The following is a 21,972-nucleotide window of genomic DNA, read 5'->3' on the forward strand; positions in this document are numbered from 1 at the left end:
GCGTCGGAGACTAGCATGAAGCCTTATGTCATCTGCCTGATGCATTCCAGCCTCGACGGCCGCACGCATCCCAGTCGCTGGCGCCCGAAGGGTGCGGGCACGGACTGGTTCGAGAAGATCCATGACGAGCTCGGCGGCGATGCCTGGGTGATCGGCCGCGTCACCGGCTCGGAGTTCGCCAAGGGCCAGCCTTACCCCGCGACAGACATGAAGCTGCCGCGTGAAAACTGGTTCGCGCGGCGGGACGCGAAAACCTATGGGATCGTGCTCGATGCGGAGGGCAAGATCGGCTGGGGCCGTTCGGACATCGGCGGCGATCCGATCGTGGTCGTGCTGACCGAGAGCGTGCCGGATTCGCACCTTGCCGGCCTGCGCGGCGAGGGCGTGTCCTACATCTTCGCCGGCCAATCCGAGCTCGATCTGGCGCTGGCGCTCGACATCCTCAACCGCGAGCTCGGGGTGAAGCGGCTGCTGGTCGAAGGCGGCGGCGTCGCCAATGGCGCGTTCTTGCGGGCTGGTCTGATCGACGAGTTCAATCTGATCCTCAGCCCTGCGATCGACGGCGCGACGGGCGCCCCCTTCGTGTTCTCTTCGACGGAGGCCGATAGCGACAAGCGCGCGCCAATCGCCGCGATGTCGCTGGAGAGCACCCGCGAGCTCGGCGGCGGCGTCCTGCTGCTGCGCTATCTGATCAGAAACGATCCGCAGGCCGTGAGCCGGTAACGCGTGGCCATGCACGAGGTAACAGAGCACATCGTCATCGTCGGCGCCGGTGCGGCCGGCCTGATGGCTGCCCGCGAGCTGGCGCGGGCCGGCCGCAAGGTGACGGTGCTGGAAGCGCGCGAGCGCTGCGGCGGCCGTATCCATCCGTTGTCGGACGCGGAATTCGGCTATCGCGCCGAAGCCGGCGCCGAATTCGTCCATGGCGAGGCACCGGTCACACGCGGGTTGCTGCGCGAGGCCGGGCTGTCCCTTCACGAGATCGCAGGCGAGCGGTGGAGCTTCGACGGGACGGCGCTCTCGCGCGAGGTGCGCGACGATCCGCACGAGGCCGAGCTGCAAGCCGTGCTTCGGGACCTGAAGGACGATCTCCCCGTTGCCGAACTCCTGCGCCGGCATTTCGGCGGCGAGGACTATGCGCCGATGCGCCGTTCGATCGAGCGGATGGTCGAGGGCTACGACGCGGCCGACCCCGAGCGCGCCTCGACGCTGGCGCTGCGCGAAGAATGGATGGATGGCGGGCACGCCGCGCAGGCGCGCATCGATGGCGGCTATGGTGCGCTGATCGACTTTCTGGTGGCTGACTGCCGCGGGTTTGGCGTGACGATCCATCTCGGCTGCGTGGTGTCGGCGATCGAGGAGAACGGCAGCACGGCGACGGTTCGCTGCGTCGGCGGCGATGTCCATGGCTGCGATCGCGTGATCCTCACGGTGCCGCTGCCGTTGCTGCGCGAGATGGCGCTGCCGGCGAGCGCGCGCGAGAAGCTTGCTGCGGCGGGCGACATCGGCTTCGGCAACGTCATCAAGATCCTGCTGCGCTTCGCGCGGCCATGGTGGCGAGAGCGACACCAGGATCTGGCAGGCATGACCTTCCTGTTGTCCGACCGGACCATCCCGGTGTGGTGGACGCAATATCCGAGCCGGCAGGCCGTGCTCACCGGCTGGTTCGGCGGCCCGCACACGGCGGAGTTGGACAGCCTCGATCCCCAAGGATTGATCGATGCCGGGCTCGATTCGCTCGCCGCCATCTTCAAGCTATCGCGCAAAGACGTCGCGCGCGATCTCGTGGCCGCGGCGGCGACCAACTGGGCGCATGATCCCTTTGCCCGTGGCGCCTATTCCTGGGCGACGCCGCGGACGCGCGCGGCACAAGAGATCCTTGCACGTGCCGATGGTCGGGTGCTGTTCTCCGGCGAAGCGCTCTATCGCGGCCGTGACATGGGTACGGTGGAAGCAGCGCTGGCGAGCGGAGTTGAGACGGCGGGGCTGATTCTGCGGGGGTAAAAAAAAAGGCCCGCATTTCTGCGGGCCTCATCTCTTACCAGCGTCCGCCGCCGAAGCTGAACGTCACGCCGGGACCGCCGCCGCCATAATAGCCGTACGGCCCGCCGCCGTAGTAGCCGTGATGGCGCGGATAATAACCATAGTTCCGGTGATGGGGACGGTAGTAGCCGTGATGACGGTGGTGAGGACGCCAATGATGATGGCGATGGCCATGGTGCCGGTGCTGCGCGCTGATGTCGGTCGATTGGGCAGCGGGCGCGTTCTGCTTCGCGCTCGACTTGCCGGCCGCGTTCGCCGCCGATCCGCCGGCAAGTGCCGCAGCTCCGACCGCGATCGCGACAATGAGATACTTCATGATTTCATCACTCCAGTTGAATGTCGTGAGACAACAGATGGGTGTCTGCTCCGTTCCGGCCAGCGCGGGCGTCGAAACGACGCAGCGCGGCGTGCGCGAGATTTATTGTCGCATCGTCGGCTTGATCGCATTGCTGCCATTACTTGGCCGCGAATGACGCGATCACGTCGGCGGTTGTGACGATGCGCGCAAACTCTCCGTTGAGGTTCGACAGCGTCATCGCATGGATCTCCTCGGCGGAATGCTCGTCGCGGTCGGGCCCGATGCGGTCGAAGGCCCATGTCGCATCGCGCACGAGGTGCGCGTCGAAGCCGAGATTGCCGGCCATCCGCGTCGTCGTCTCCACGCAGTGATTGGTGGTGGCACCGCAGATCACGAGCGTACCGATGCTGCCAGCGCGCAGGCGATGCTCCAGGTCAGTGCCGATGAAGGCGCTGTTGACGCGCTTGACGATCACGGTCTCGCCCGGCTGCTCGCGGGCCTCGTCCTTGACGGCATAGCCGGAACGCGACGGCAGAAACGACGAATTCGGCTTCGTGCTTTCATGGCGGATATGAAAGATCGGCGCGCCGTGTGTCCTGAAAGCCCGCAGCAGATCGGCGATGCGCGCCACCGCATCCGGATTGTTGCGCCGCATTCCCGCCGCCTCCCATTCGTCGAACGCGCGCTGGACGTCGACGACGATGAGGGCGGGGAGGGGATGAGGCATGATCGGACCTTTCGCGCGGGTATGGAGGCGAATATGCGAGGCGAGGCAGACGACGCAATGCCAATCTTCCCTCGTTTCGCGACAGCTCTCGGGCCCCGGACGCAGCGCAGCGTCCCTTTGACGGTGCGCTGCAGAGCCGGGGCCCATGTTGCCAAGGAGCTCTTTGCGGCATGGGTCCCGGCTCTGCGGCGCAGCGCTGTGCGCTGCACCGCGTCCGGGACACGAGAGTGAGTTGCGGCCACCTTGCTGAGGATCAAAGCGGCGGGAACTGGCCGGTCTAGCGTCAACGCCCCACATGGATGGGGTATCGATCGAGTTGCGAAAGGACGCCATGCCGGTACCGATGAATCAACCGGACGGACTTGCCGGGATCAGGACGCTGCCGCAACTGCTGCGCTGGCGCGTCAAGGCGACGCCGGCGGCGGAGGCGTATCGGCATTTTGATGCGACCGCACAGCGCTGGGTCAGCCAGTCCTGGCACGAGATCGATGCGGAATTCGAGCTGTGGCGGCGCTCGCTCGCCGCGGAGGAGTTTGCGCCGGGCGAGCGCGTCGCCATCCTGATGCCGAACGGCATTGCGCATATCGCCATGGACCAGGCGGCGCTGTCGCGGGGCCTCGTGCCGGTGCCGATGCATGCCGTCGACAACCCCGACAGCATCGCCTATGTCCTGGTCGATTCCGGCGCGCTGCTGCTGTTCGTCGATACGCTGGAGCGTTGGCAGGCGATCGTGGCGACCGGCCAGCCGCTCGACCATCTCAAGCGCGTCGTCTGCGCGGATGCGGGCGGGCTGATCACGCCGGATGCGCGAATCGTCGGGCTCGACCACTGGCTCGCACAAGCACCCGGTGCGACCGCGCCGCTGCCCGACGTCGCGATCCAGCCGGACGACCTCGCCGCCATCGTCTACACCTCGGGCACGACCGGGCGGCCGAAGGGCGTGATGCTGTCGCACGGCAACGTGGTCGCCAATGTGAAGGCGATCGCGCATCGCATCGCCGCCGAACCGGGCGACGTCTTCCTGTCCTTCCTGCCGCTGTCGCACACGTTCGAGCGCACCGGCGGTTATTACTACCCGATCGCGGCCGGCGCCTGCGTCGCCTATGCCCGCTCGGTGCCGCAACTCTCGGAGGATCTGAAGCATGTGCGGCCGACGGTGTTGGTCTCGGTGCCGCGGATCTACGAGCGCATCTACGCGCTGATCATGCAGCATCGCGCATCCGCGGGAAGCATCGAGCGCGCGCTACTCGACCTCACCATCGCCGTCGGCGGGCGGCGTTTCGATGCGCGGCAGCGGCATGGCGTGCCGTCGCCGCTCGACCGGCTGGCCTGGCCGCTGCTGAAGCGGATCGTCGCCGACAAGGTGCTGGCCCAGCTCGGCGGCCGCCTGCGTGTCGCGGTCTCCGGCGGCGCGCCGATTGCGGCGCCCGTCATCCGCCTGTTCCTAGCCCTCGGGCTCGACGTGCTTCAGGGCTACGGTATGACCGAGACCTCGCCGGTGGTCTCCGTCAACACCATCGACGACAATGATCCGCACTCGGTCGGCCATGTTCTCGACGGCGTCGAGGTCAAGCTGGGCGAGAACGACGAATTGCTGGTGCGCGGCCCCAGCGTGATGGTCGGCTATTGGCACAAGCCGGCCGAGACGCGCCGCGCCAAGGACGCCGACGGCTGGCTGCATACCGGCGACCAGGCCCGCATCGAGAACGGGCGCATCACCATCACCGGCCGCATCAAGGACATCCTGGTGACGTCGACCGGCGAGAAGATCGCGCCGGTGGATCTGGAGACCGCGATCCTCGCCGATCCCTTGTTCGAGCAGGCGCTGGTGGTCGGCGAGCAGCGGCCGTTCCTCACCGCCCTGGTCGTGCTCAATGCCAAGGCCTGGGTCGAGGAGAAGGAAAGGCTGGCTGCGCGCGGCCAGCAAGGCGGCGCTGCGGAGCGGGCCGCGCTGCTGGCACGAATCGCGGCGGCCGTGAAGTCCTATCCGTCCTACGCGACCCCGCGCGCGGTGTGGTGGACGCTGGATCCGTGGACCATTGCCGCGGGCCTGCTCACGCCGACGCTGAAGAACAAGCGGCCCGCGCTCGAACGCCACTTCGCAGACGAGATCGAACACGTCTATGCGAAGAAGCCCGCGGCGATAACGCCGACGTGATTTCGCCGCGTGTCCCGCTTGATCCAACGCAACTTAGGCCGCTGCCTCGCGATGCAATGTCGTTCGTAAATTCGAACGGTAATCGAGGCAAATCATGAAGGCGTACTTCATTGGCGGCGGCATTGGATCGCTCGCGGGCGCGGCGTTCCTGATCCGCGACGCGCAGGAGGCAGGGCGTGACATCGTGATCTACGAGGCGCAGTCGCTGGTCGGCGGCAGTCTCGACGGCGCGCTGCTCGCAAACGGCGCCTATTCGCTGCGCGGTGGCCGCATGCTGACCACCGACCACTACGAATGCACCTGGGATCTGCTCTCCAGCATTCCCTCGCTCGAGCATCCGGCCCTCAGCGTGCGCGACGAGACCATCGCGTTCAACGAGGACAACCCTGCCGACTCGAAGGCGCGGCTGGTCGACCGCAACCGCTTCAAGGTCGACGTCTCGCATATGGGTTTTTCCGCGCGCGACCGGCTCGAGCTGCTGCGGTTGACGGAGGCCTCCGAGGAGGCGCTCGGCAACAGCCGCATCACCGATTGGCTCTCGCCGAAATTCTTCGAATCCAATTTCTGGTACATGTGGCAGACCACCTTCGCGTTCCAGCCCTGGCACAGCGCGGTCGAGCTGAAGCGCTATCTGCACCGCTTCATGAGCGAGTTTCCGCGCATCGAGACGCTCGCCGGCGTCAAGCGCACCGTCTACAATCAGTATGATGCGATCGTGCGGCCGCTGGTGGACTGGCTGAAGCGGCAGGGTGTGCAGTTCGTGCGCGGCACTGCAGTCACCGACATGGCGATCGAAGACGAGGACGGACGTTTGCGGGTGCGCCAGCTCGTGCTCGACCGCGACGGCCGTACCGCCAATGTCCGGCTCGAGGACGGCGACCTCGTGTTCTTCCAGAACGGCTCGATGACGGACGCCTCGAGCCTGGGCTCGATGACCGAGCCGCCGACGCGCCTCACCAAGAAAGACAGCCAGGGCTGGGCGCTGTGGGAGACGATCGCGCAGGGACGTCCAGAATTCGGCAATCCCGCCGCCTTCAACAGCTCGATCCCGGAATCCTATTGGCTGTCCTTCACCGTCACCTGCCGCGATCCACGCTTCTTCGACCAGATGGAGGCATTCTCCGGCAATACGGCCGGCACGGGCGGTCTCGTGACGTTCAAGGATTCCAACTGGCTGATGTCGGTCGTGCTCTATCACCAGCCGCATTTCGCCGGTCAGCCGCGGAACGTGCAGGTGTTCTGGGGCTACGCGCTGCATCCCGACCGCGTCGGCAATTTCGTCGCCAAGACGATGTCCGAATGCGGCGGCGCGGAAATTCTGAAGGAGCTGTGCGGCCATCTGAATTTCGATGGCGCCGTGTTCGAAGACGCGATCTGCATTCCCTGCCGCATGCCCTACATCACCAGCATGTTCATGCCGCGCAATCTGGCCGATCGGCCGCTGCCCGTGCCGAAGAATTCGGTCAACCTCGCATTCGTCAGCCAGTTCGTCGAAATCCCCGACGACGTCGTGTTCACCGTGGAATATTCGGTGCGCGCGGCGCAGATGGCGGTCTATCAGCTGATGAAGATCGATCGTCCGGTGCCCCCGGTGACGCGGCACGACAAGTCGCTCGCGGTGATCTTCGCGACGCTGGAGAAGGCGTTCGCGTGAGAGCTACCTGAACGGATCCTGGATCGACGGCGCCGACTGCCGGATACGGCGCACGCTCACCGGCGTGCCGTCGGAGACGAACAGCAGTTCGTAGCGGCGGCCCTCGCTGTCGGTGGCGGAGCAGGTGACGTCGTTGACCTTCTTCGCAGCGAAATTGCCGGTCTGGCGGCAGATGCCCGTGGAGGTCTGCTCGGCCGGCACCGGCAGGCCGTCCACCTTCGGCCGGTCCTTGGAGTTGAGCAGCATGCGGTCGATCGGCAACTCGTAGGAATTGTCGTCGGCCCGCTTGCCGTTCTCGCCTGAAAACGACACGACGTGATTGGCATCGGAGGGGTCATCGACCGCGACCGAGAAATTGACCCGGCCCTTGTCGCCATGGGCGTAGGCGACCGTCTTGCAGGCAAAGGTGCGACCGGCGACCTTGAGCGTCTTGCAGTGGCCGGACATCAGCGCCAGCAAGTCGATGTAGGAATTCTGCAGAATTTGCGGATTGTGAACCCTAGTCGGGCTCAAAGTTTCGGCGAAACAAGGGCTTGCGACGGCAGTAAGGGTCGCGCTCAGCACCAGCGCGGCGACCTGCGGCCGTCTGCATACGCGCATCGAGGGTCTCCTCCCCGAGGTTAAATCGCAAATTGATCGCGATCGCGCTTGTCCCGCAAGCTTTCTCTGGAATACCACAGCGTCACCCCGACGGCGATTCGTCCAAATCGCCCAAGCCGTCCCGCAGGCACTTGCCGTCAGGCCGGTGTTTTTTTCGTGGCGGCCTCAGCCCGTCGCGGCCTGCCAGCGCGTATCGCGAAGCGAGGGCCGGCGGTGCAGGCGGGCATCCAGCACGGCGCCGGCGCGGGCGAGCTCGCCGCTGCGCATCAGGGCGACGATGTAGGTGTCCTCGATCAACTCGCGCTGGGCGTGGCTGCCGCCAATCCGCACGACCTCGCGGAGAACGGGCGCGAGCGTTTGCGCGCAAGTCCCGTAATCCTCCTCGGCAAAGGCGGCCAGCGCGCGGAAGATCGCGGGCACCACGGGGCCGGCCGGCAGCTTGCCCTCGGCGAGCCGCTGCTCGATGGTCGCAAGGCGCGCGCCGAGCGCGGCGTGGTTTTGCGTCGCCGCCGCGAACAGGGCCATGTGGATGTCGGCGAAGGACAGGCCCGACTTCGGAAACAGCTTTTGCGCGCTGGCATCGGCGTCGAGCCACAGCGCTTTCGGCACGGTGTGTCCGTAGGCCGACAGGCGCCACAGCAGCGACGCCGCGTCGGTCACGAGGTTGAGCGGCGGCGCCTGCGTGACGGAAGGCTGAAGCACGTCGGCATAGATCGACAACGCGCGCGCCGCATGGCCATGCTCGAGTGCGCCAAGCGCCTGGTGCCAGCGGATGTGGCCGTGCAGGATTCCGGCGCGGTCGTAAGAGGGAATCCAGTCGTCGACGAGACGGTCGGCTGCCTCGATCGAGCCGTCCTCGAACATCGCGTGCAGCACCGCATGCGCGGCGTGGGCGTTGGCCCGGCGCATATTGAAGCCGCGCTCGGTCACGGCGCGGCCGCGTGCGACGTCGCCATTCTCGGTCATCGCCCAACCGGCCATGGTGAGAAACCACCAGTCCTCGCCGTAATGCCGCGCGAGCCCCTCGCACAGCTCATGCCGCGCGCGGTCGTGGTCGGCCATGCCGGAGAAGGCGAACAGGCCGAACGCGCCGAGCGGCAGCGACAGCACCAAGGCATCGCGCGGCCAGCTCTCGATGTGTCTCCGCGTCGATGCGATCGCCTCAGGCAGCCGTCCTTCGATCGCCAGCGCCAGCGTCTCGACATGCGAGCGCTCGCGCTCCGTGCCGCGCTTGGCGACCAGCTCGCGCGCGTGCGCCGCCTTGCCTCGGGCCTGATCGCCCTGCTGGTAGAAAGCGTGCACCCGGGCACGGGCGATATGGGGAAGTGCGAAGTCCGGGTCGGCCGCAATCGCGCGCTCCAGCGTCTCCGCCGTGCCGGTCCACCCCGCGAGCATGAGGTCGATGCCCTCGCGATAGGCGGATGCGGCCGCATCGGAGGTGGTGGAGAGCGGCAGGCCGTAGCGGTCTTGATGTGCCATCGACGTCTCCCGCTCTCACGCCGTCCGCGCGCGGCGGCCTTCGATCGGGTAGGCCGGATCATTGTAGCCCGGCGTCGAGGGGTGGCCCGGCACGACCAGCCGGTCGATCAGGGCCTCGTCCTCCGCGGTGAAGCGATAGTCGAGCGCGCTGATGTAGCCGTCCCACTGCTCCTCGGTGCGCGGGCCCGCAACGATCGAGGAGACGAAGGCGGAGTTGAGCACCCAGGCGACTGCGAGCTGGCCGGCGGTGATACCCTTCTTCTCGGCGTGGCTTTTGATCTCCTGCGCGAGTTGCAGCGATTCCGGCCGCCATTCGGTCTGCATCATGCGGGTGTCGTTGCGGCCGGCGCGGGTCTCCTTGTCGGGGGCGGCATCCGGCTTGTACTTGCCGGTGAGCACGCCGCGCGCCAGCGGACTGTAGGGCACGATGCCGAGGCCGTAATAGGAGCAGGCCGGGAAGTGCTCGACCTCGGGCATGCGGTTCATCGCGTTGTAATAGGGCTGGCTCACCGCGGGCCGGTCGATGCCGAGGCGGTCGCAGATGTTGCAGATCTCGGCAACGCGCCAGGCGCGGTAGTTCGACACGCCGAAATAGCGCACCTTTCCCGCGCGGATCAGATCGCCCATCGCGCGCACCGTCTCCTCCAGCGGAGTCGCATGGTCTTCCTTGTGCAGATAGTAGATGTCGATGTGATCGGTGCCGAGCCGCTTCAGGCTCTCATCCGCCGCCTGCAGCACCCAGCGCCGCGACAGGCCGACGCGGTTGGGATCGCTGCCCATCCCAGTGTTCATGGGGTTGGCGAGTTTCGTGGCGAGCACCCAGTTGTGACGATTGCTTGCGACGGCGCGGCCGACGACCTCTTCGGAGGCACCTTTCGAATAGGCATCCGCCGTGTCGATGAAATTGATCCCGGCATCGTGCGCCTTGGCGATGATCCGTTTCGACGAGGCTTCATCGGTCGGCCCGCCGAACATCATGGTGCCCAGACAGATCGGCGACACTTTCAGGCCGCTGCGGCCGAGCTGACGGTATTGCATGGGCGGGTCCTCAACGCTTTCGTTGGGGCGCAGCATAGCCAGCTACAGCCGTCATTGCGAGCGCAGCGAAGCAATCCAGAACTGCGTCTGCGGAGAGATGCTGGATTGATTGCTTCGCTGCGCTCGCAATGACGGGGAGAAGGCGGCGGCAGCCCCGACCAACTACCCCGGCCCCTTCAAGATCTTGAATACGCCGTTCGCCATCACGATGCAGCGACCATCGACGGTCACCTCGGTGCTCATGAAGATCAGGCTGCGGGTCGAGCGCACTACGTGCGGGCGGGAGATCAGGATGTCGCCGATCTGGCCGGCCTCGACGAAATGGGTGTCGAGCTGCACTGTCGCCATGTACTCCTTGCCCGAGACGTAGCGGGCGGTCATGCCGCAGGTGCGGTCTGCGAAGGTCATCATCACGCCGCCCTGGACCATGCCGCGGCGGTTGTGATGCTTGTCCTCGGTCGCGAGTGCGAACTCGTGATGACCGTCGACCTTGCGCTCCCACAGGGGGCCGATCAGGTGCATGAAGCCGGTGGTTTCGAGGATGCTCCAGCCCTCTGATTTGAGCTTTGTAGCGGCCTTGCTCGTCATCTTTCCGTTCATCCCTGCAACGCGTCTCTCTCCTCGTTTCATCAGATGCGGTCCTGGTGTAGTCAAGCATCATGAGACCTTTCGGCGATGCCACCAGACGGAATATCGAAGCTGCCTGCGCCTCCTTCGCGCGGCTGCCTGACGAGGCTGCGCCGTCGGCGCTGAAGCGCGCCGCGGTAGTGCTGGCGCTGACTGAAGCCAATGAGGGCGATGACACCGCCTTCCTGCTCACCAAGCGCGCATCGAGCTTGCGCGCGCATCGCGGTCAGTGGGCGCTGCCGGGCGGACGCTGCGATGCCGGCGAGACGCCCGTCGAGGCGGCGCTGCGGGAGCTCGACGAGGAGCTCGCGCTGAAGCTCTCGGCCGACGCGGTGCTCGGTCTGCTCGACGATTATCCGACCCGCTCCGGCTATCTGATCACGCCGGTGGTGGTGTGGGCGGCCGATAGCGCCGCGATCAGGCCGAACCCGGATGAGGTCGCCTCCGTCCATCGCATCGCGCTCGAGACGATCGAGCGCGACGAGGCCTTCGATTTCACAGCGATCCCCGAGAGCACCCGCCGCGTCATCCGCTTCCATCACCGGATGAGCCTGATCCATGCGCCGACGGCGGCCCTGATCTACCAGTTCCGCGAGGTGCTGGCCGGGCGGCAGACCCGCGTCACCGAACTGGAACAGCCGGTATTCGCCTGGAAATGAAGGTAAACGGCACGTTAACGTGACGGTTACCGGATGCCTGCTAAGAGGCAGCATGCATCATTCGATTCGAAACAAGCTCGCGCTGGTTCCACTTGCGCTCGTCCTGATCACACCTGCCGCGCGTGGCGGCGCGGCCGACGCGCTGTCGCCTGCGGTCCGCAATGCCAATGCCCAGCTGCTGTCGCAGTTTTTCGCGCAAGGCGCGGGAGCGTCGCCCGCCGTGCTCGAATATCGCCGCAAGCTCGCCGAATATCAGGCGGCGCGCGCGGCCTTCGACGCCGAGGCCGGCGCCTATTGGAGCCAGATCTCGGAAAAGCGGAAAGGCCGTAACGCCAAGCGGCGCAGCGGACAGCAGGTGACGCTCGATGATTACGTGCTGGAGCATCCGCCGCTCTATAGCGGGCCGAAGAAGCCGGTGAATCCGGAGCCGGAGGAAACGCCGGACCGTCCCGCCAAAAAGCCCATCCCGGTGGTCGCCGATTTCCTGCGCGCCGCGCAGGAGCTCTACCAGTTCACGCCGCAGCGCCCGGCGAGCGAGATCGAGTTCAAGCGCGCCTATGCGCGCTACGCGCTGGCCTCCGGGCTGACCCGCGAGCAGGCCGTGCGGGTCTATTCCTTCGAGACCGGCGGCACCGGCAATCACGACGTGCAGGCGGGAATCGAGCATGGCGGCAAGCGCGCGATCTCGACCGCGATGGGCTACAACCAGCTCCTGACCACCAACAGCGTCGAGCTGCTGGCCGAGCAGGGCCATGAACTCATCCGCGCGCTCTCCGAGAAGGTAGCACGGACGTCAGGTCCGGCGCGCCAACCGCTAGAGCACAAGCTCGTCGTGCTGAAGAAGATGGTGGGGCATGCGAAATCGGTGCCCGACACCTGGTCGGAGCACGAGAAGATCGGCAACACCGCGCAGGGCTGGGCCATGCACGCCATGGTGCTCGACATCGACGTCGGGCCGATGCTGCAGACCCACAAGCTGCTGACCTCAGTGTTGTTCGCCCGCGCCAAGGGTTACAATCGCCCGCTCACCGCAGCCGAGCTCGAGATGATGAACCTCACCGGCGACGGCACCGGGCTCGACATGGTGACGATGCCGCAGGCCATGCGCGAGCAGGTGCCGACCTCGAACTTCTTCCAGCGCGGCGGCTACGAACGCAACCCCGTCGCGATCCGCCACAACACGGTGGCAAAGCTGCTCGCGGTGACGGACGAGCGGATGGATTCGAACAGCAGCAAACCCGGCGCAAGGGAAATGGCGGCGGCGTTTTAGTCCTCGGCAGCTGTCATGCCCCGCGAAGGCTTCCTCCAGTACGTCTCGCCTCTCGATTCAAGCACAATGGCCTCTGGAATACTGGATCGTCCGCCCCAGTGCGCAATTGCGCACGAGGCGGGCGAGTGACACCAAGCATGTGGCGGCGCTGTCGCCCCGCCAGCCCACTGCCTTACTGATCCGAGCCAAACTTGAACTTGCCGTCGCCTTCCAGATACGGGCCGCTGCGCATGTAGAGCTGGCCGTTGTGGCCGATGAAGAACAGCGTGCCCTTCGGGACCTTCTTGGCGCCCTTCAGGAGCTCGCCGGCGTTGCTCGTGCCCATCTTGTAGGAAAAGGTTTTGCCGTCTTTATCATAGGCGTAGCCCGTGTCGGGCTTGAGCTCCCACGGCGTCGCCGGGGCTTGCGCGAAAACAGGCACGGCGAAGGCGCCGAGCGTTACGAGTGCAGCCGAAGCAAGTGCAAATGTCTTGATTGAAAATGCCATGATCCCATCCTCCCCGTCGTTGGGGCACCGGGCTTGAACAAATCGCGAACGGCATATCAGGGTCAATTTGCGAAAGCGCCGCAGCGCATCACGTCTTGGCCAGCAGTTTGTGATTTTCCCCTCGTCCCCTCGCGACTATGTTCCGCTTTCCGTCTAGAACGCAACTCGACAAAATTATGGGTAGGGATGATTCGGATGCGCCACGTGATTAAACTTTGCTGGGCTGCTGCATTGTCGTTGACGGCGCTCGCGCCAGCGGCCCGGGCCGATGATTACCAGCTCAGCCACAACCAGCGCATTTCCTGCAGCCGCGGCCTCGCCCCGGGCAAGCTGAACACGGCGACCTGCAAATCCTACACCTATCTCTTCAACACCAAGACCTCGGAATATTTCCGCTGCCAGGTGTCGCTGGCGCTGACCCGCGACAACAAGGAAGTCATCAACGTCCAGACCGACGGCGGCTGCACCAAGAAGCCGCGAATCTTCGAGACCGACGGCAAGTATGATTTCGACGCGACCGAGACCGAGCCGCCGAACACCAATTCGTTCTTCGGCCCCGGCGGCTATTCGGTCTGGGCCGCCGACGTCGGCGCGCAGAAGATCCGCGGCTGCATCACCATCTCCTCCGGCCTCGGTTCCGACATCTCCAAGTGCCTGGATATGACGTTCCAATGAGGGGCTCGCCGTCACCTGACAGCGCGCTGCCGCTTACTGGCCGGGTCCGAGCAAGCGCCTCGTCCCGCGAGACGACCGCTCCGGGGTTTCCTCGGGATGAGCCTGAACGGTAGCTTTCCCTGCCGAAAGTGCTGCCACGCACTCCGTCCTCATCGTGAGGGACCGCCGTAGGCGGGCGCTCGAAGGATGTGCCGCGGGCGACTGCGCCGCCTCGCCGCACCCCGCGGGTTCCCAAAAAATCGAGCCGGATCGGCCGTTTACCGCAGCCCAGCTTTATCTTTTGGATGGGTTGACCCGCATCCCTCATCCGGCCAATTTCGCCGCCGGTTTGGGGAGAACAACAACCATGAAACGGACCATTTTCGGCGCGGCCGCGGCTCTTGCTCTGGCGGCGTCGGCACCTTGCGCGCAGGCGCAATCCTTCATCAACGTGCTGACCGGCGGCACCTCGGGCGTCTATTATCCGCTCGGGGTCGCGATCGGGAAGATCTACGGCGACAAGATTCCGAACGTGAAGACGCAGGTGCAGGCCACCAAGGCGTCGGTCGAGAATTTGATCCTGCTGCAGCAGGGCCGCGGCGAGCTGGCGTTCACGCTGGGCGATTCGCTCAAGGCCGCCTGGGACGGCGAGGAGGAGGCGGGCTTCAAGACCAAGCTCGACAAGCTCCGGACCATCGGCGCGATCTACCCGAATTACATCCAGATCGTCGCCACCGCCGACAGCGGCATCAAGACGCTGGCCGACCTCAAGGGCAAGAGCCTCTCCGTCGGTGCGCCGAAGTCCGGCACCGAGCTGAATTCGCGTGCGATCCTGGCCGCCGCCGGCATGAGCTACAAGGATCTCGGCAAGGTCGAATATCTGCCGTTCGCCGAATCGGTCGATCTCATGAAGAACCGCCAGCTCGCAGCGACGCTGCAATCGGCCGGTCTCGGCGTCGCATCGCTGAAGGATCTGTCGACCTCGAGCCCGATCACGGTGGTGTCGGTGCCGAAGGAGACCGTCGACAAGATCGGCCCGCCCTTCGTCTCCGCGATCATTCCGGCTAACACCTATACCGGCCAGGACAAGGACGTGCCGACGGCGGCCGTGATCAACTACCTCGTGACGAACTCGACCGTGTCGGACGATCTGGCCTATCAGATGACCAAGCTGATCTACGAATCGCTGCCGGAATTGCAGAACGCTCACGCGGCCGGCAAGGAGATCAAGCTCGAGACCGCCGCGACCGGCAGCCCGGTTCCGCTGCACCCCGGCGCGATCCGCTATTACAAGGAAAAAGGGCTGATCAAGTAGGAGACTCGTCATGGCCGGGCTTGACCCGGCCATCCATCCTTTGAGAGTCGTCTTCCGATGGATGCCCGGGTCAAGCCCGGGCATGACGCATTAGGGCGCAGCGAGAAAGCTGCAAGAACGTCCATCAGGGCGCGGGGAAATACAATGTTGCAGGCAGAGGGCGCGCAGGTTGCGCCCGAGAAGGTCAAGGTCGAGTTCGACAATTTCGAGCACGGTTTCCCGGAAGGCTTCGGTCCGCGCGGGTGGGGCGCGCTTGCCTATTGGATCGGCATCGCCTTCGCCGTCTTCCAGCTCTATGTCGCCGCCTTCAACTACCTGCCGAGCCAGGTGGTACGCGGCGTCCATGTCGGCTTCCTTGTCCTGCTCACCTTCGGCCTGATCGCCAACTTCACCGCGAAGAGCACCGCCGGCCGCGCGCTCGGCTGGGCGATCGGCGGCGCCGGCTTTCTCTGCGGGCTCTACCAGTGGATCTTCTACGCCGATCTGATCGCGCGCGACGGCGATCCGACGCGGCTCGATCTCGTGGTCGGAACGGTGCTGGCGGTGCTGATCTTCGAGGGCACGCGGCGCCTGATGGGCGCGGCGCTGCCGCTGATGTGCGGCGCCTGCCTCGTTTACTGGTTCTTCGGTCAGTACCTGCCGTCGCCGCTCAACCATCGCGGCTACGATTTCGACCAGATCATCACGCATCTGTCGTTCGGCACCGAGGGCTTTTACGGCGTGCCGATCTACGTGTCGGCGACCTACATCTTCCTGTTCATCTTGTTCGGCTCGTTCCTGGAGCGCGCCGGCATGATCCAGCTGTTCACCGACGTCTCGCTCGGCCTGTTCGGCCGCACCCGCGGCGGACCCGCGAAAGTCGCGGTGTTCGCCTCGGGCATGATGGGCACGATCTCCGGCTCCGGTGTCGCCAATGTCGTCACCGTCGGCCAGTTCACGATCCCCTTGATGATCCGGTTCGGCTATCGCCGCGCGTTCGCCGCCGGCGTCGAGGCCACGGCCTCGATGGGCGGGCAGATCATGCCGCCTGTGATGGGCGCGGTCGCCTTCATCATGGCCGAGACGCTCGGCGTGCAATATTCCGAGATCGTCAAGGCGGCGGCGATACCCGCCATCCTCTATTTCGCGTCGGCGTTCTGGATGGTGCATCTGGAAGCCGGCAAGCACGGTCTCGTCGGCATGAAGCGCTCGGAAATCCCGAGCGCCTGGAAGGCGCTGGTGACGCGCTGGTACCTCGTGCTGCCGCTTGCCGCGCTCGTCTACATGCTGTTCGAGGGTTTTACGCCGCTCTATGCCGGCAGCATGGGCCTCGCGCTGACGGTAGCGCTGATCCTCGGCACCGCCATCACCACGGGCGCCTCCTCGAATGTGATCCGCGCCATCTTCTGGATCGGCCTCGGGCTCGTCGTGGCCGCACTCTCGCGTGACGGCCTCAAGATCGTGCCGGTCGCGAGCGTCGTGGTCGGGCTGATCGTGATTGCCGCTTTCGTGCGTGGCGGGTTCAAGGCCTTGCGCGAGTGCCGCGACGCGCTGGCCGAAAGCGCCAAATCCGCCATCACCGTCGGCATGGCCTGCGCCATCGTCGGCGTCATCATCGGCATGATGTCGCAGACCGGCGTTGGCACCATCTTCGGCGGCTGGGTGATCGGGCTCGGCGAGAAGAGCCTGTTCCTGGCGCTGATCATGACCATGCTGCTGTCGATCCTGCTCGGCACCGGCATTCCGACCATCCCGACCTACATCATCACCGCCGCGCTCGCCGCGCCCGCGCTGGCAAAGCTCGGTGTGCCGCTGATCGCGAGCCACATGTTCGCGTTCTACTACGGCATCATGGCCGACCTCTCGCCGCCGGTGGCGCTGGCCGCGCTCGCGGCGGCGCCGATCGCCAAGGAGAACCCGGACAAGATCGGCTGGGAGGCGATGCGCATCGCGCTCGCCGGCTACGTGATCCCCTTCATCTTCGTCTATTCGCCGGCATTGATGCTGCAGGCCGGCGATCCCATGGCGGCCAAGCTCGGCTTCTATGGTGCGGTGGCATTGGCGAGCGTGAAGGCGCTGGTGGCGATCGCCCTGTTCGGTATGGTGGCGATCGGTTTCCTGTTTACGCGGCTGACGCTGATCGAACGCCTGGTCGCGCTCGGCGCCGCGTTCTGCCTGCTCGGCGACTTCCAGCTCAGCGACACCGCGGGCTTCGTGCTCGCTGCAGCCATCGGGCTATGGCAATGGCGGCAGCGCCCGCCTGCGCCTGTCGAGGCGGTGTGAGCCTCTGCTTCGCCACCGCCGGCGGCGTGAAGACGCTGGCGCTGTCCGCGTTCACGCTCGTCTGGACGCATTCGATCGCGAAAGTGGACTGGCAGGAGGACTGGCGCGTCGCCCCCGCCGGCCTCGAACTGGTGCAGGCCCGCGTCAAGGGCACCGGCCCCGGCATGGAGCCGCCGCCCGAGGCGCGGCTGGTCGACGGCTGGTTTCAGTGGCAGCCCGCGCGTGCGCCGATGCAAGAGGTCGTGCTCGGTAATTCGGGCGCGGCCGGAGAGTGGCGGCTGTGCCATGATGGACAATGCCGGACGCTGTCGGAGATTGTCGGGCATCCCATTGGTGCTAACGTTACCACGATGAAAGTCTGCAAGGATCCGTAGCTCGGCATGAGCAGAGCGATATGCGGGAACGGCTGCCCCGGATATCGCTGCGCTCATCCGGGCTACAAGAACAACAACAAGGAGACACGGGATGGATCGGCTCAAGGGCAAGGTTGCGATGGTGGTGGGGGCCGGTTCGATCGGACCGGGCTGGGGCAATGGCAAGGCCACCGCGGTGACCTTTGCGCGCGAGGGCGCGCAGGTGTTTTGCGTCGACCGCAACGGCGCCGCGGCCGAGGAGACTGCAGAGATCATCACCGGCGAAGGCGGCAAGGCGATCGCCTTCACGGCCGACGTGTCTCGCGCGAACGAGATAGAGGCGATGGTGGCGGCGTGCCTGAAGGCCTATGGCCGCATCGATGTGCTCGACAACAATGTTGGCATCGCCGAGATGGGCAGCGTGGTCGAGGTCGCCGAGGAGAGCTGGGACCGCGTATTCAGCGTCAACCTCAAGAGCGCCTATCTCGCCATGAAGCATGCCATCCCCGTGATGCTGAAGCAGGGCGGCGGCTCGATCATCAACATCTCCTCGATCGCCTCGATCCGCCATGTCGGGATTTCCTATGTCAGCTACAACGCCAGCAAGGCAGCGATGAACCAACTGACGCGCTCCACCGCGGTCGAGTTCGCGAAGGGTCATGTGCGGGTGAATGCAATCCTGCCCGGCTTGATGAAGACGCCGATGGTGGAGCACTCGGCGGGTCTTGCCAACAGCTACGCCAAGGGCGACGTCGAAGCGATGTGGCGCGCCCGCGATGCGCAGGTGCCGATGGGCCACATGGGCGAAGCCTGGGACGTCGCCAACGCGGCGCTATTCCTGGCGTCGGACGAGTCGAAATATGTGACGGGGATCGAACTGGTGGTGGACGGCGGGATCACGTGCAAGGCGGGGGCGTAATTTCAATCTCCGCTGTCGTCCCTGGGCCGGGACGACAGGGGAGTGTTTGGCGACCTACTGCGCCAGCGCCAGAATCCCGCCGGCGAATGAGTGCCACGCGGCCGTCTCGCTGATCGGCCAGTTCAGCACCTTCACCGCCAGCAGCGCCAGCGTGCCATAGATGTAGACCGGATGCACACGGCCTTCGCTGCGCCAGTCGCGCACCATCGCGACCACGAGCAGCAGCGAGGCGACGACGGCCGGCGCGATCGTCACCGGCACCGGCGGCGGGCCGGGCGGTCCCGGAGGCGCCAGGAAGGTCAGGAAGCAGCGCGCGATCGCGGCGTCGAGGATCGAGACCGCCGCGATCAGCATCAGGCGCTTGTGAATCTCGGGCCTGCGCGTGTTCATGATCGCCAGCACGAACACCACGGCGAAGAACGCAATCCCGCTCATCGGCACGATCGAGAACGCAATGCCGGCCTCGCGCTGCCCGAGGGCTGCGGAGTGCTGCATCACGTGCACGGAGGCGAGGAAGCCGAAGATCGTCATCGCGGTGGCGAGCGACACGCCGGCGATGCCGAGCGAGCGGTGATTGACCACGCGGCCCGAGGCCGCGAGCCAGGTCTGGAGCACGAAATAGAGGGACCAGGTGAAGAACAAGAGTCCGTGAAAGTGAATCACGGGGCTTGCGGATAGCGTCCGGTTGGCGAGCGGCACCCAATAGGTCGGTGCGAAGCCGAGAAATGCGGTGGCCGCACAGGCCAGAGCCATGTGGAGATAAAAATATCGTGCAGTCGCCGCATCTCGCGCGCGTACACGACGGTCGTCGGTCAGGGTCGTCATGTGGAGTGAGTCTGGGGAGGCTGGGTTTGGTTCAACGTCTCCCTGTCCCCATTCTTACGAGGGGCGGGGTGAAGAAAGCCTCATCCGCCCGCGCTCAATTCTGCGCGATCGAGCTCCTCTTCGATCCGGTGGAACGCGTCGTCGCCGATCACCTCGGTGTCGCGGAGCGCGATGACCGATTTGCGCGCGGCCGCGATGGCGCGGCGGCGCAGGGGATCGGCAGGCAGTTCGCCACTGGCGATCCCGCCATTGGGATTGTCCTCGGCCTGCATCAGGATGGCGCGATATTCGAGCCGCAGGATCTCCGCCTCCTCCGACGGATCGCTCTCGATCGCATCGAGCGCGGCGCGATAGGCGACGGCACGCGCGCGCGCGACCTCGGTGCCGACGGGATCGTCGTCCTTGAGGCCGAACGCCAGGATCAGTGGCCGCAGCGTCAGGCCCTGGATCACCAGCGATCCCAGCACCACCGCAAAGGCGATGAAGACGATGAAGTCGCGATAGGGAAAATTCTCCGGCAGGGCGAAGGCGGTTGCGAGCGTGACGAGGCCGCGCATGCCGCACCAGGAGATGATGAGGCCGCCCTTCGGCGAGGCCACGGCCTTGGGGTCCTTGGGATGAAAGAGGCCCCGCGCCACCAGCACGCGCAGGATCGAGCGGTAGAAAGTCACCCAGAGCAACCGGACCAGTACCACGGTGAGCAGGATCCACGCGGCGGCCACGCAATATTCCCAGCGCACGTCCGCATCCAGCCGCGTCCAGATCGGCCGCATCTGCATGCCGATCAGCATGAAGGCCAGCACGTTGAGCACGAACACGGTCGTCTCCCAGACCGCATAGGACGGCACCCGCAGCCGCGCCGGCATGCGCTGCCCCGCCGAGCGCGCCATCGTCATGGCGTAGACGACGATGGTGAGAATGCCGGAGAGGCCGAGATGCTCCGCGGCGATCCAGACCATGAAGGTGGTGGCGAACTGCACGATGATCGCGCTTGGCGCTTCCTTGACGCGTTCCAGGAGCAGCGGGATGATGTAGCCTGCGAGCAGGCCGGCGACGACGCTGCCGACCAGGGCCAGCGCCATCGTCGGCGCGACGTGACTCCAGGTCAGATGCTCGGTGGCGACGGCACCGACCGCGATGCGATAGATCAGGAGCGCGCTCGCGTCGTTGAGCAGGCTTTCGCCCTCCAAAACCTTCACCATGCGATGGGGCAGCTTGACCTGGCTCAGGATCGCGACCGCGGCGGCCGCATCGGGCGGCGCCACGATGGCACCGAGCGCGACCGCGGCGGCCCACGGCATCTCGGGCATCAGCCGGTGCGCAACGAAGGCGACGCCGGCCGTGGTCAGGCCGACCGCGGCGACGACCAGGGTCGAGACCGGAACCCAATTGTTGCGCAAATCGCGTAGCGATGTGTCGAAGGCGGCATCGAGCAGCACCGGTGCGACAAAAAGCGCCAATGCCAGGTCCGGCTCCAGCGCCCAGGACGGGCTGTTCGGCACGAAAGCGATCAGCGCGCCGCCGATTGCCAGAAAGGTCGGATAGGGGACCTTGATCCGCCGCGCCAGCGCCGATAAGGCAACGGCGCCGAGCAGAAGCGCGATGATCCATTCGAATGTCGACACGACGATCCCCGAAGCGGGTTTGAGCGGCGCCACAAGCTAGCACCAATCCGGCCGTATGATGGATAGTGCGGCCCCGAGGCAAGACTCAAGACAAGACCGAAGGCAGACTCTTCACAGCAACGAGCATGCGTCTCAAAAAACTCATTCAATCAGGCGCCGTATTGCTTTGCGCGCTGTCGCTCAATGCCGCCCAGGCTGCGACCGGCGGCGAGCCGGCTGCGGTGATACAGGTCGATGTCGCCTCATGCCTCGCGGCGGCCGCAGCCGATGACATGGACAAGGCCGCGACGGCCTGCGCCGCCGTGATCGACAATGAGAAGACGGCGAAGGCGGATCTGATCAAGGCGCTGATCGCGCGCGCCGCGCTCCATGCGCGGCACGACCAGGTCGACCGCGCCATCGCCGACGACAGCCGCGTTCTTTCGCTCGACCCTGCGCTCGCCGACATCTGGAATACGCGCGGCGAGCTCTGGCTGAAGAAGGGCGACAAGCCCAAGGCGGTGCAGGATTTCGGCGCGGCACTGAAGATCGACCCGAACCACGAGAAGGCCAAGGCCAATCACAAGGCCATGGCGCGCGAGATCGAGCGGATCGGCGCGCAGATGGCAGTCGCCGGCAAGCCGAGCTTCAATTGCAGGAGTGCGGCCCGTGCCGTGGAGAAGGCGATCTGCGGCAACCGCGAGCTCGCCGATCTCGATCGGGAGATCTACGGATCGAACGCGCGAGCGATCCGGGAGGCGCGCAATCCGGCGGAAGCGAAGAGCCTCCAGCGCGAGCAGGATGAGTTCATTGCCCGCCGCAATGCGGGGTATGGCCGGCCAGGATACGATTTGAAGAAGGCGATGCAGGAGCGGCTGCAGCGGATCAACGGCGTCGACGGGTATTAGGCCCTTTGCTTCACGAGAGATCGTCATGCCCGGGCTCGTCCGGGCAGCCACGTTCTTTGTGCCGCCCGCAAGACGTGGATGGCCTGGACAAA

Annotated in this window: 22 protein-coding genes; 13 read left to right on the forward strand and 9 right to left on the reverse strand. The window is 65.7% G+C overall.

Annotated features, from left to right (window positions below):
• Nucleotides 1–15: 15 nt before the first annotated feature.
• On the forward strand, nt 16–723 hold the full coding sequence (locus C7G42_RS04585) for a dihydrofolate reductase family protein (protein ID WP_106947850.1): 708 nt from the start codon (nt 16–18) through the stop codon (nt 721–723).
• Nucleotides 724–732: 9 nt separating this feature from the next.
• Complete coding sequence (locus C7G42_RS04590; RefSeq protein ID WP_106947851.1) at nt 733–2,004, forward strand: flavin monoamine oxidase family protein; 1,272 nt, start codon at nt 733–735, stop codon at nt 2,002–2,004.
• 34 nt (nt 2,005–2,038) lie between these two features.
• On the opposite strand, the gene C7G42_RS04595 is transcribed toward C7G42_RS04590, so the two are convergent.
• The gene (locus C7G42_RS04595; RefSeq protein WP_199580647.1) at nt 2,039–2,359 is read right to left on the reverse strand and encodes a hypothetical protein; all 321 of its coding nucleotides are present in this window, start codon (nt 2,357–2,359) and stop codon (nt 2,039–2,041) included.
• Here C7G42_RS04595 and C7G42_RS34970 point away from each other — a divergent pair.
• The gene (locus C7G42_RS34970) at nt 2,358–2,516 is read left to right on the forward strand and encodes a hypothetical protein (protein ID WP_158537564.1); all 159 of its coding nucleotides are present in this window, start codon (nt 2,358–2,360) and stop codon (nt 2,514–2,516) included. The genes C7G42_RS04595 and C7G42_RS34970 overlap by 2 nt on opposite strands.
• On the opposite strand, the gene C7G42_RS04600 is transcribed toward C7G42_RS34970, so the two are convergent.
• Nucleotides 2,499–3,068: a cysteine hydrolase family protein gene (locus tag C7G42_RS04600; RefSeq protein ID WP_106947853.1), complete on the reverse strand. Its 570-nt coding sequence runs from the start codon at nt 3,066–3,068 to the stop codon at nt 2,499–2,501. The two genes, C7G42_RS34970 and C7G42_RS04600, sit on opposite strands and share 18 nt — an antisense overlap.
• Nucleotides 3,069–3,399: 331 nt before the next feature.
• Between C7G42_RS04600 and C7G42_RS04605 the strand changes: the two genes are divergently transcribed.
• Entirely contained in the window at nt 3,400–5,226 is a 1,827-nt protein-coding gene (locus C7G42_RS04605; protein ID WP_199580648.1) for an AMP-dependent synthetase/ligase, read from the forward strand.
• 94 nt (nt 5,227–5,320) lie between these two features.
• Nucleotides 5,321–6,880, forward strand: a complete 1,560-nt coding sequence (locus tag C7G42_RS04610) for an oleate hydratase (protein ID WP_106947855.1) — start codon at nt 5,321–5,323, stop codon at nt 6,878–6,880.
• Nucleotides 6,881–6,883: 3 nt separating this feature from the next.
• On the opposite strand, the gene C7G42_RS04615 is transcribed toward C7G42_RS04610, so the two are convergent.
• The 4 genes from C7G42_RS04615 to C7G42_RS04630 form a co-directional block, all read right to left on the reverse strand.
• Nucleotides 6,884–7,480, reverse strand: a complete 597-nt coding sequence (locus tag C7G42_RS04615) for a hypothetical protein (RefSeq protein WP_199580649.1) — start codon at nt 7,478–7,480, stop codon at nt 6,884–6,886.
• A 165-nt stretch (nt 7,481–7,645) separates the two neighbouring features.
• Complete coding sequence (locus C7G42_RS04620) at nt 7,646–8,959, reverse strand: tetratricopeptide repeat protein (RefSeq protein WP_106947857.1); 1,314 nt, start codon at nt 8,957–8,959, stop codon at nt 7,646–7,648.
• Nucleotides 8,960–8,974: 15 nt separating this feature from the next.
• Nucleotides 8,975–9,997, reverse strand: coding sequence for an aldo/keto reductase (locus C7G42_RS04625; protein ID WP_106948852.1), 1,023 nt, complete (start codon nt 9,995–9,997; stop codon nt 8,975–8,977).
• Between the two features lie 162 nt (nt 9,998–10,159).
• The gene (locus C7G42_RS04630) at nt 10,160–10,585 is read right to left on the reverse strand and encodes a PaaI family thioesterase (protein ID WP_199580650.1); all 426 of its coding nucleotides are present in this window, start codon (nt 10,583–10,585) and stop codon (nt 10,160–10,162) included.
• A gap of 71 nt (nt 10,586–10,656) precedes the next feature.
• Here C7G42_RS04630 and C7G42_RS04635 point away from each other — a divergent pair, with 71 nt between their 5' ends.
• Both C7G42_RS04635 and C7G42_RS04640 read left to right on the forward strand, forming a co-directional pair.
• Nucleotides 10,657–11,283: an NUDIX hydrolase gene (locus tag C7G42_RS04635; protein ID WP_199580651.1), complete on the forward strand. Its 627-nt coding sequence runs from the start codon at nt 10,657–10,659 to the stop codon at nt 11,281–11,283.
• 52 nt (nt 11,284–11,335) lie between these two features.
• The gene (locus tag C7G42_RS04640; protein ID WP_106947860.1) at nt 11,336–12,553 is read left to right on the forward strand and encodes a hypothetical protein; all 1,218 of its coding nucleotides are present in this window, start codon (nt 11,336–11,338) and stop codon (nt 12,551–12,553) included.
• Between the two features lie 172 nt (nt 12,554–12,725).
• On the opposite strand, the gene C7G42_RS04645 is transcribed toward C7G42_RS04640, so the two are convergent.
• A complete protein-coding gene (locus C7G42_RS04645) occupies nt 12,726–13,040 on the reverse strand; it encodes a hypothetical protein (protein ID WP_106947861.1) in 315 nt (104 codons plus the stop codon).
• Between the two features lie 195 nt (nt 13,041–13,235).
• Here C7G42_RS04645 and C7G42_RS04650 point away from each other — a divergent pair, with 195 nt between their 5' ends.
• The 5 genes from C7G42_RS04650 to C7G42_RS04670 all read left to right on the forward strand — a co-directional run bounded on the left by C7G42_RS04650 (nt 13,236) and on the right by C7G42_RS04670 (nt 18,543).
• Nucleotides 13,236–13,715: a hypothetical protein gene (locus tag C7G42_RS04650; protein ID WP_061024273.1), complete on the forward strand. Its 480-nt coding sequence runs from the start codon at nt 13,236–13,238 to the stop codon at nt 13,713–13,715.
• A 346-nt stretch (nt 13,716–14,061) separates the two neighbouring features.
• Nucleotides 14,062–15,009 (forward strand): TAXI family TRAP transporter solute-binding subunit, encoded by a 948-nt coding sequence (locus C7G42_RS04655; protein ID WP_106947863.1) that lies wholly within the window; start codon nt 14,062–14,064, stop codon nt 15,007–15,009.
• A 144-nt stretch (nt 15,010–15,153) separates the two neighbouring features.
• A complete protein-coding gene (locus C7G42_RS04660; RefSeq protein ID WP_106947864.1) occupies nt 15,154–17,271 on the forward strand; it encodes a TRAP transporter permease in 2,118 nt (705 codons plus the stop codon).
• Entirely contained in the window at nt 17,232–17,645 is a 414-nt protein-coding gene (locus C7G42_RS04665; RefSeq protein ID WP_106947865.1) for a DUF1850 domain-containing protein, read from the forward strand. The genes C7G42_RS04660 and C7G42_RS04665 overlap by 40 nt, the downstream gene beginning before the upstream one ends.
• Before the next feature lie 91 nt (nt 17,646–17,736).
• Nucleotides 17,737–18,543: an SDR family NAD(P)-dependent oxidoreductase gene (locus C7G42_RS04670; protein WP_106947866.1), complete on the forward strand. Its 807-nt coding sequence runs from the start codon at nt 17,737–17,739 to the stop codon at nt 18,541–18,543.
• Between the two features lie 54 nt (nt 18,544–18,597).
• On the opposite strand, the gene C7G42_RS04675 is transcribed toward C7G42_RS04670, so the two are convergent.
• Complete coding sequence (locus tag C7G42_RS04675) at nt 18,598–19,368, reverse strand: hypothetical protein (RefSeq protein WP_106947867.1); 771 nt, start codon at nt 19,366–19,368, stop codon at nt 18,598–18,600.
• 80 nt (nt 19,369–19,448) lie between these two features.
• On the reverse strand, nt 19,449–21,026 hold the full coding sequence (locus C7G42_RS04680; protein WP_106947868.1) for a cation:proton antiporter: 1,578 nt from the start codon (nt 21,024–21,026) through the stop codon (nt 19,449–19,451).
• A 92-nt stretch (nt 21,027–21,118) separates the two neighbouring features.
• Here C7G42_RS04680 and C7G42_RS04685 point away from each other — a divergent pair, with 92 nt between their 5' ends.
• The gene (locus C7G42_RS04685) at nt 21,119–21,880 is read left to right on the forward strand and encodes a tetratricopeptide repeat protein (protein ID WP_106947869.1); all 762 of its coding nucleotides are present in this window, start codon (nt 21,119–21,121) and stop codon (nt 21,878–21,880) included.
• The last annotated feature ends 92 nt before the right edge of the window (nt 21,881–21,972 follow it).

It is taken from the genome of Bradyrhizobium sp. MOS003, assembly GCF_003020125.1.
In the GTDB taxonomy this organism is placed as follows: domain Bacteria; phylum Pseudomonadota; class Alphaproteobacteria; order Rhizobiales; family Xanthobacteraceae; genus Bradyrhizobium.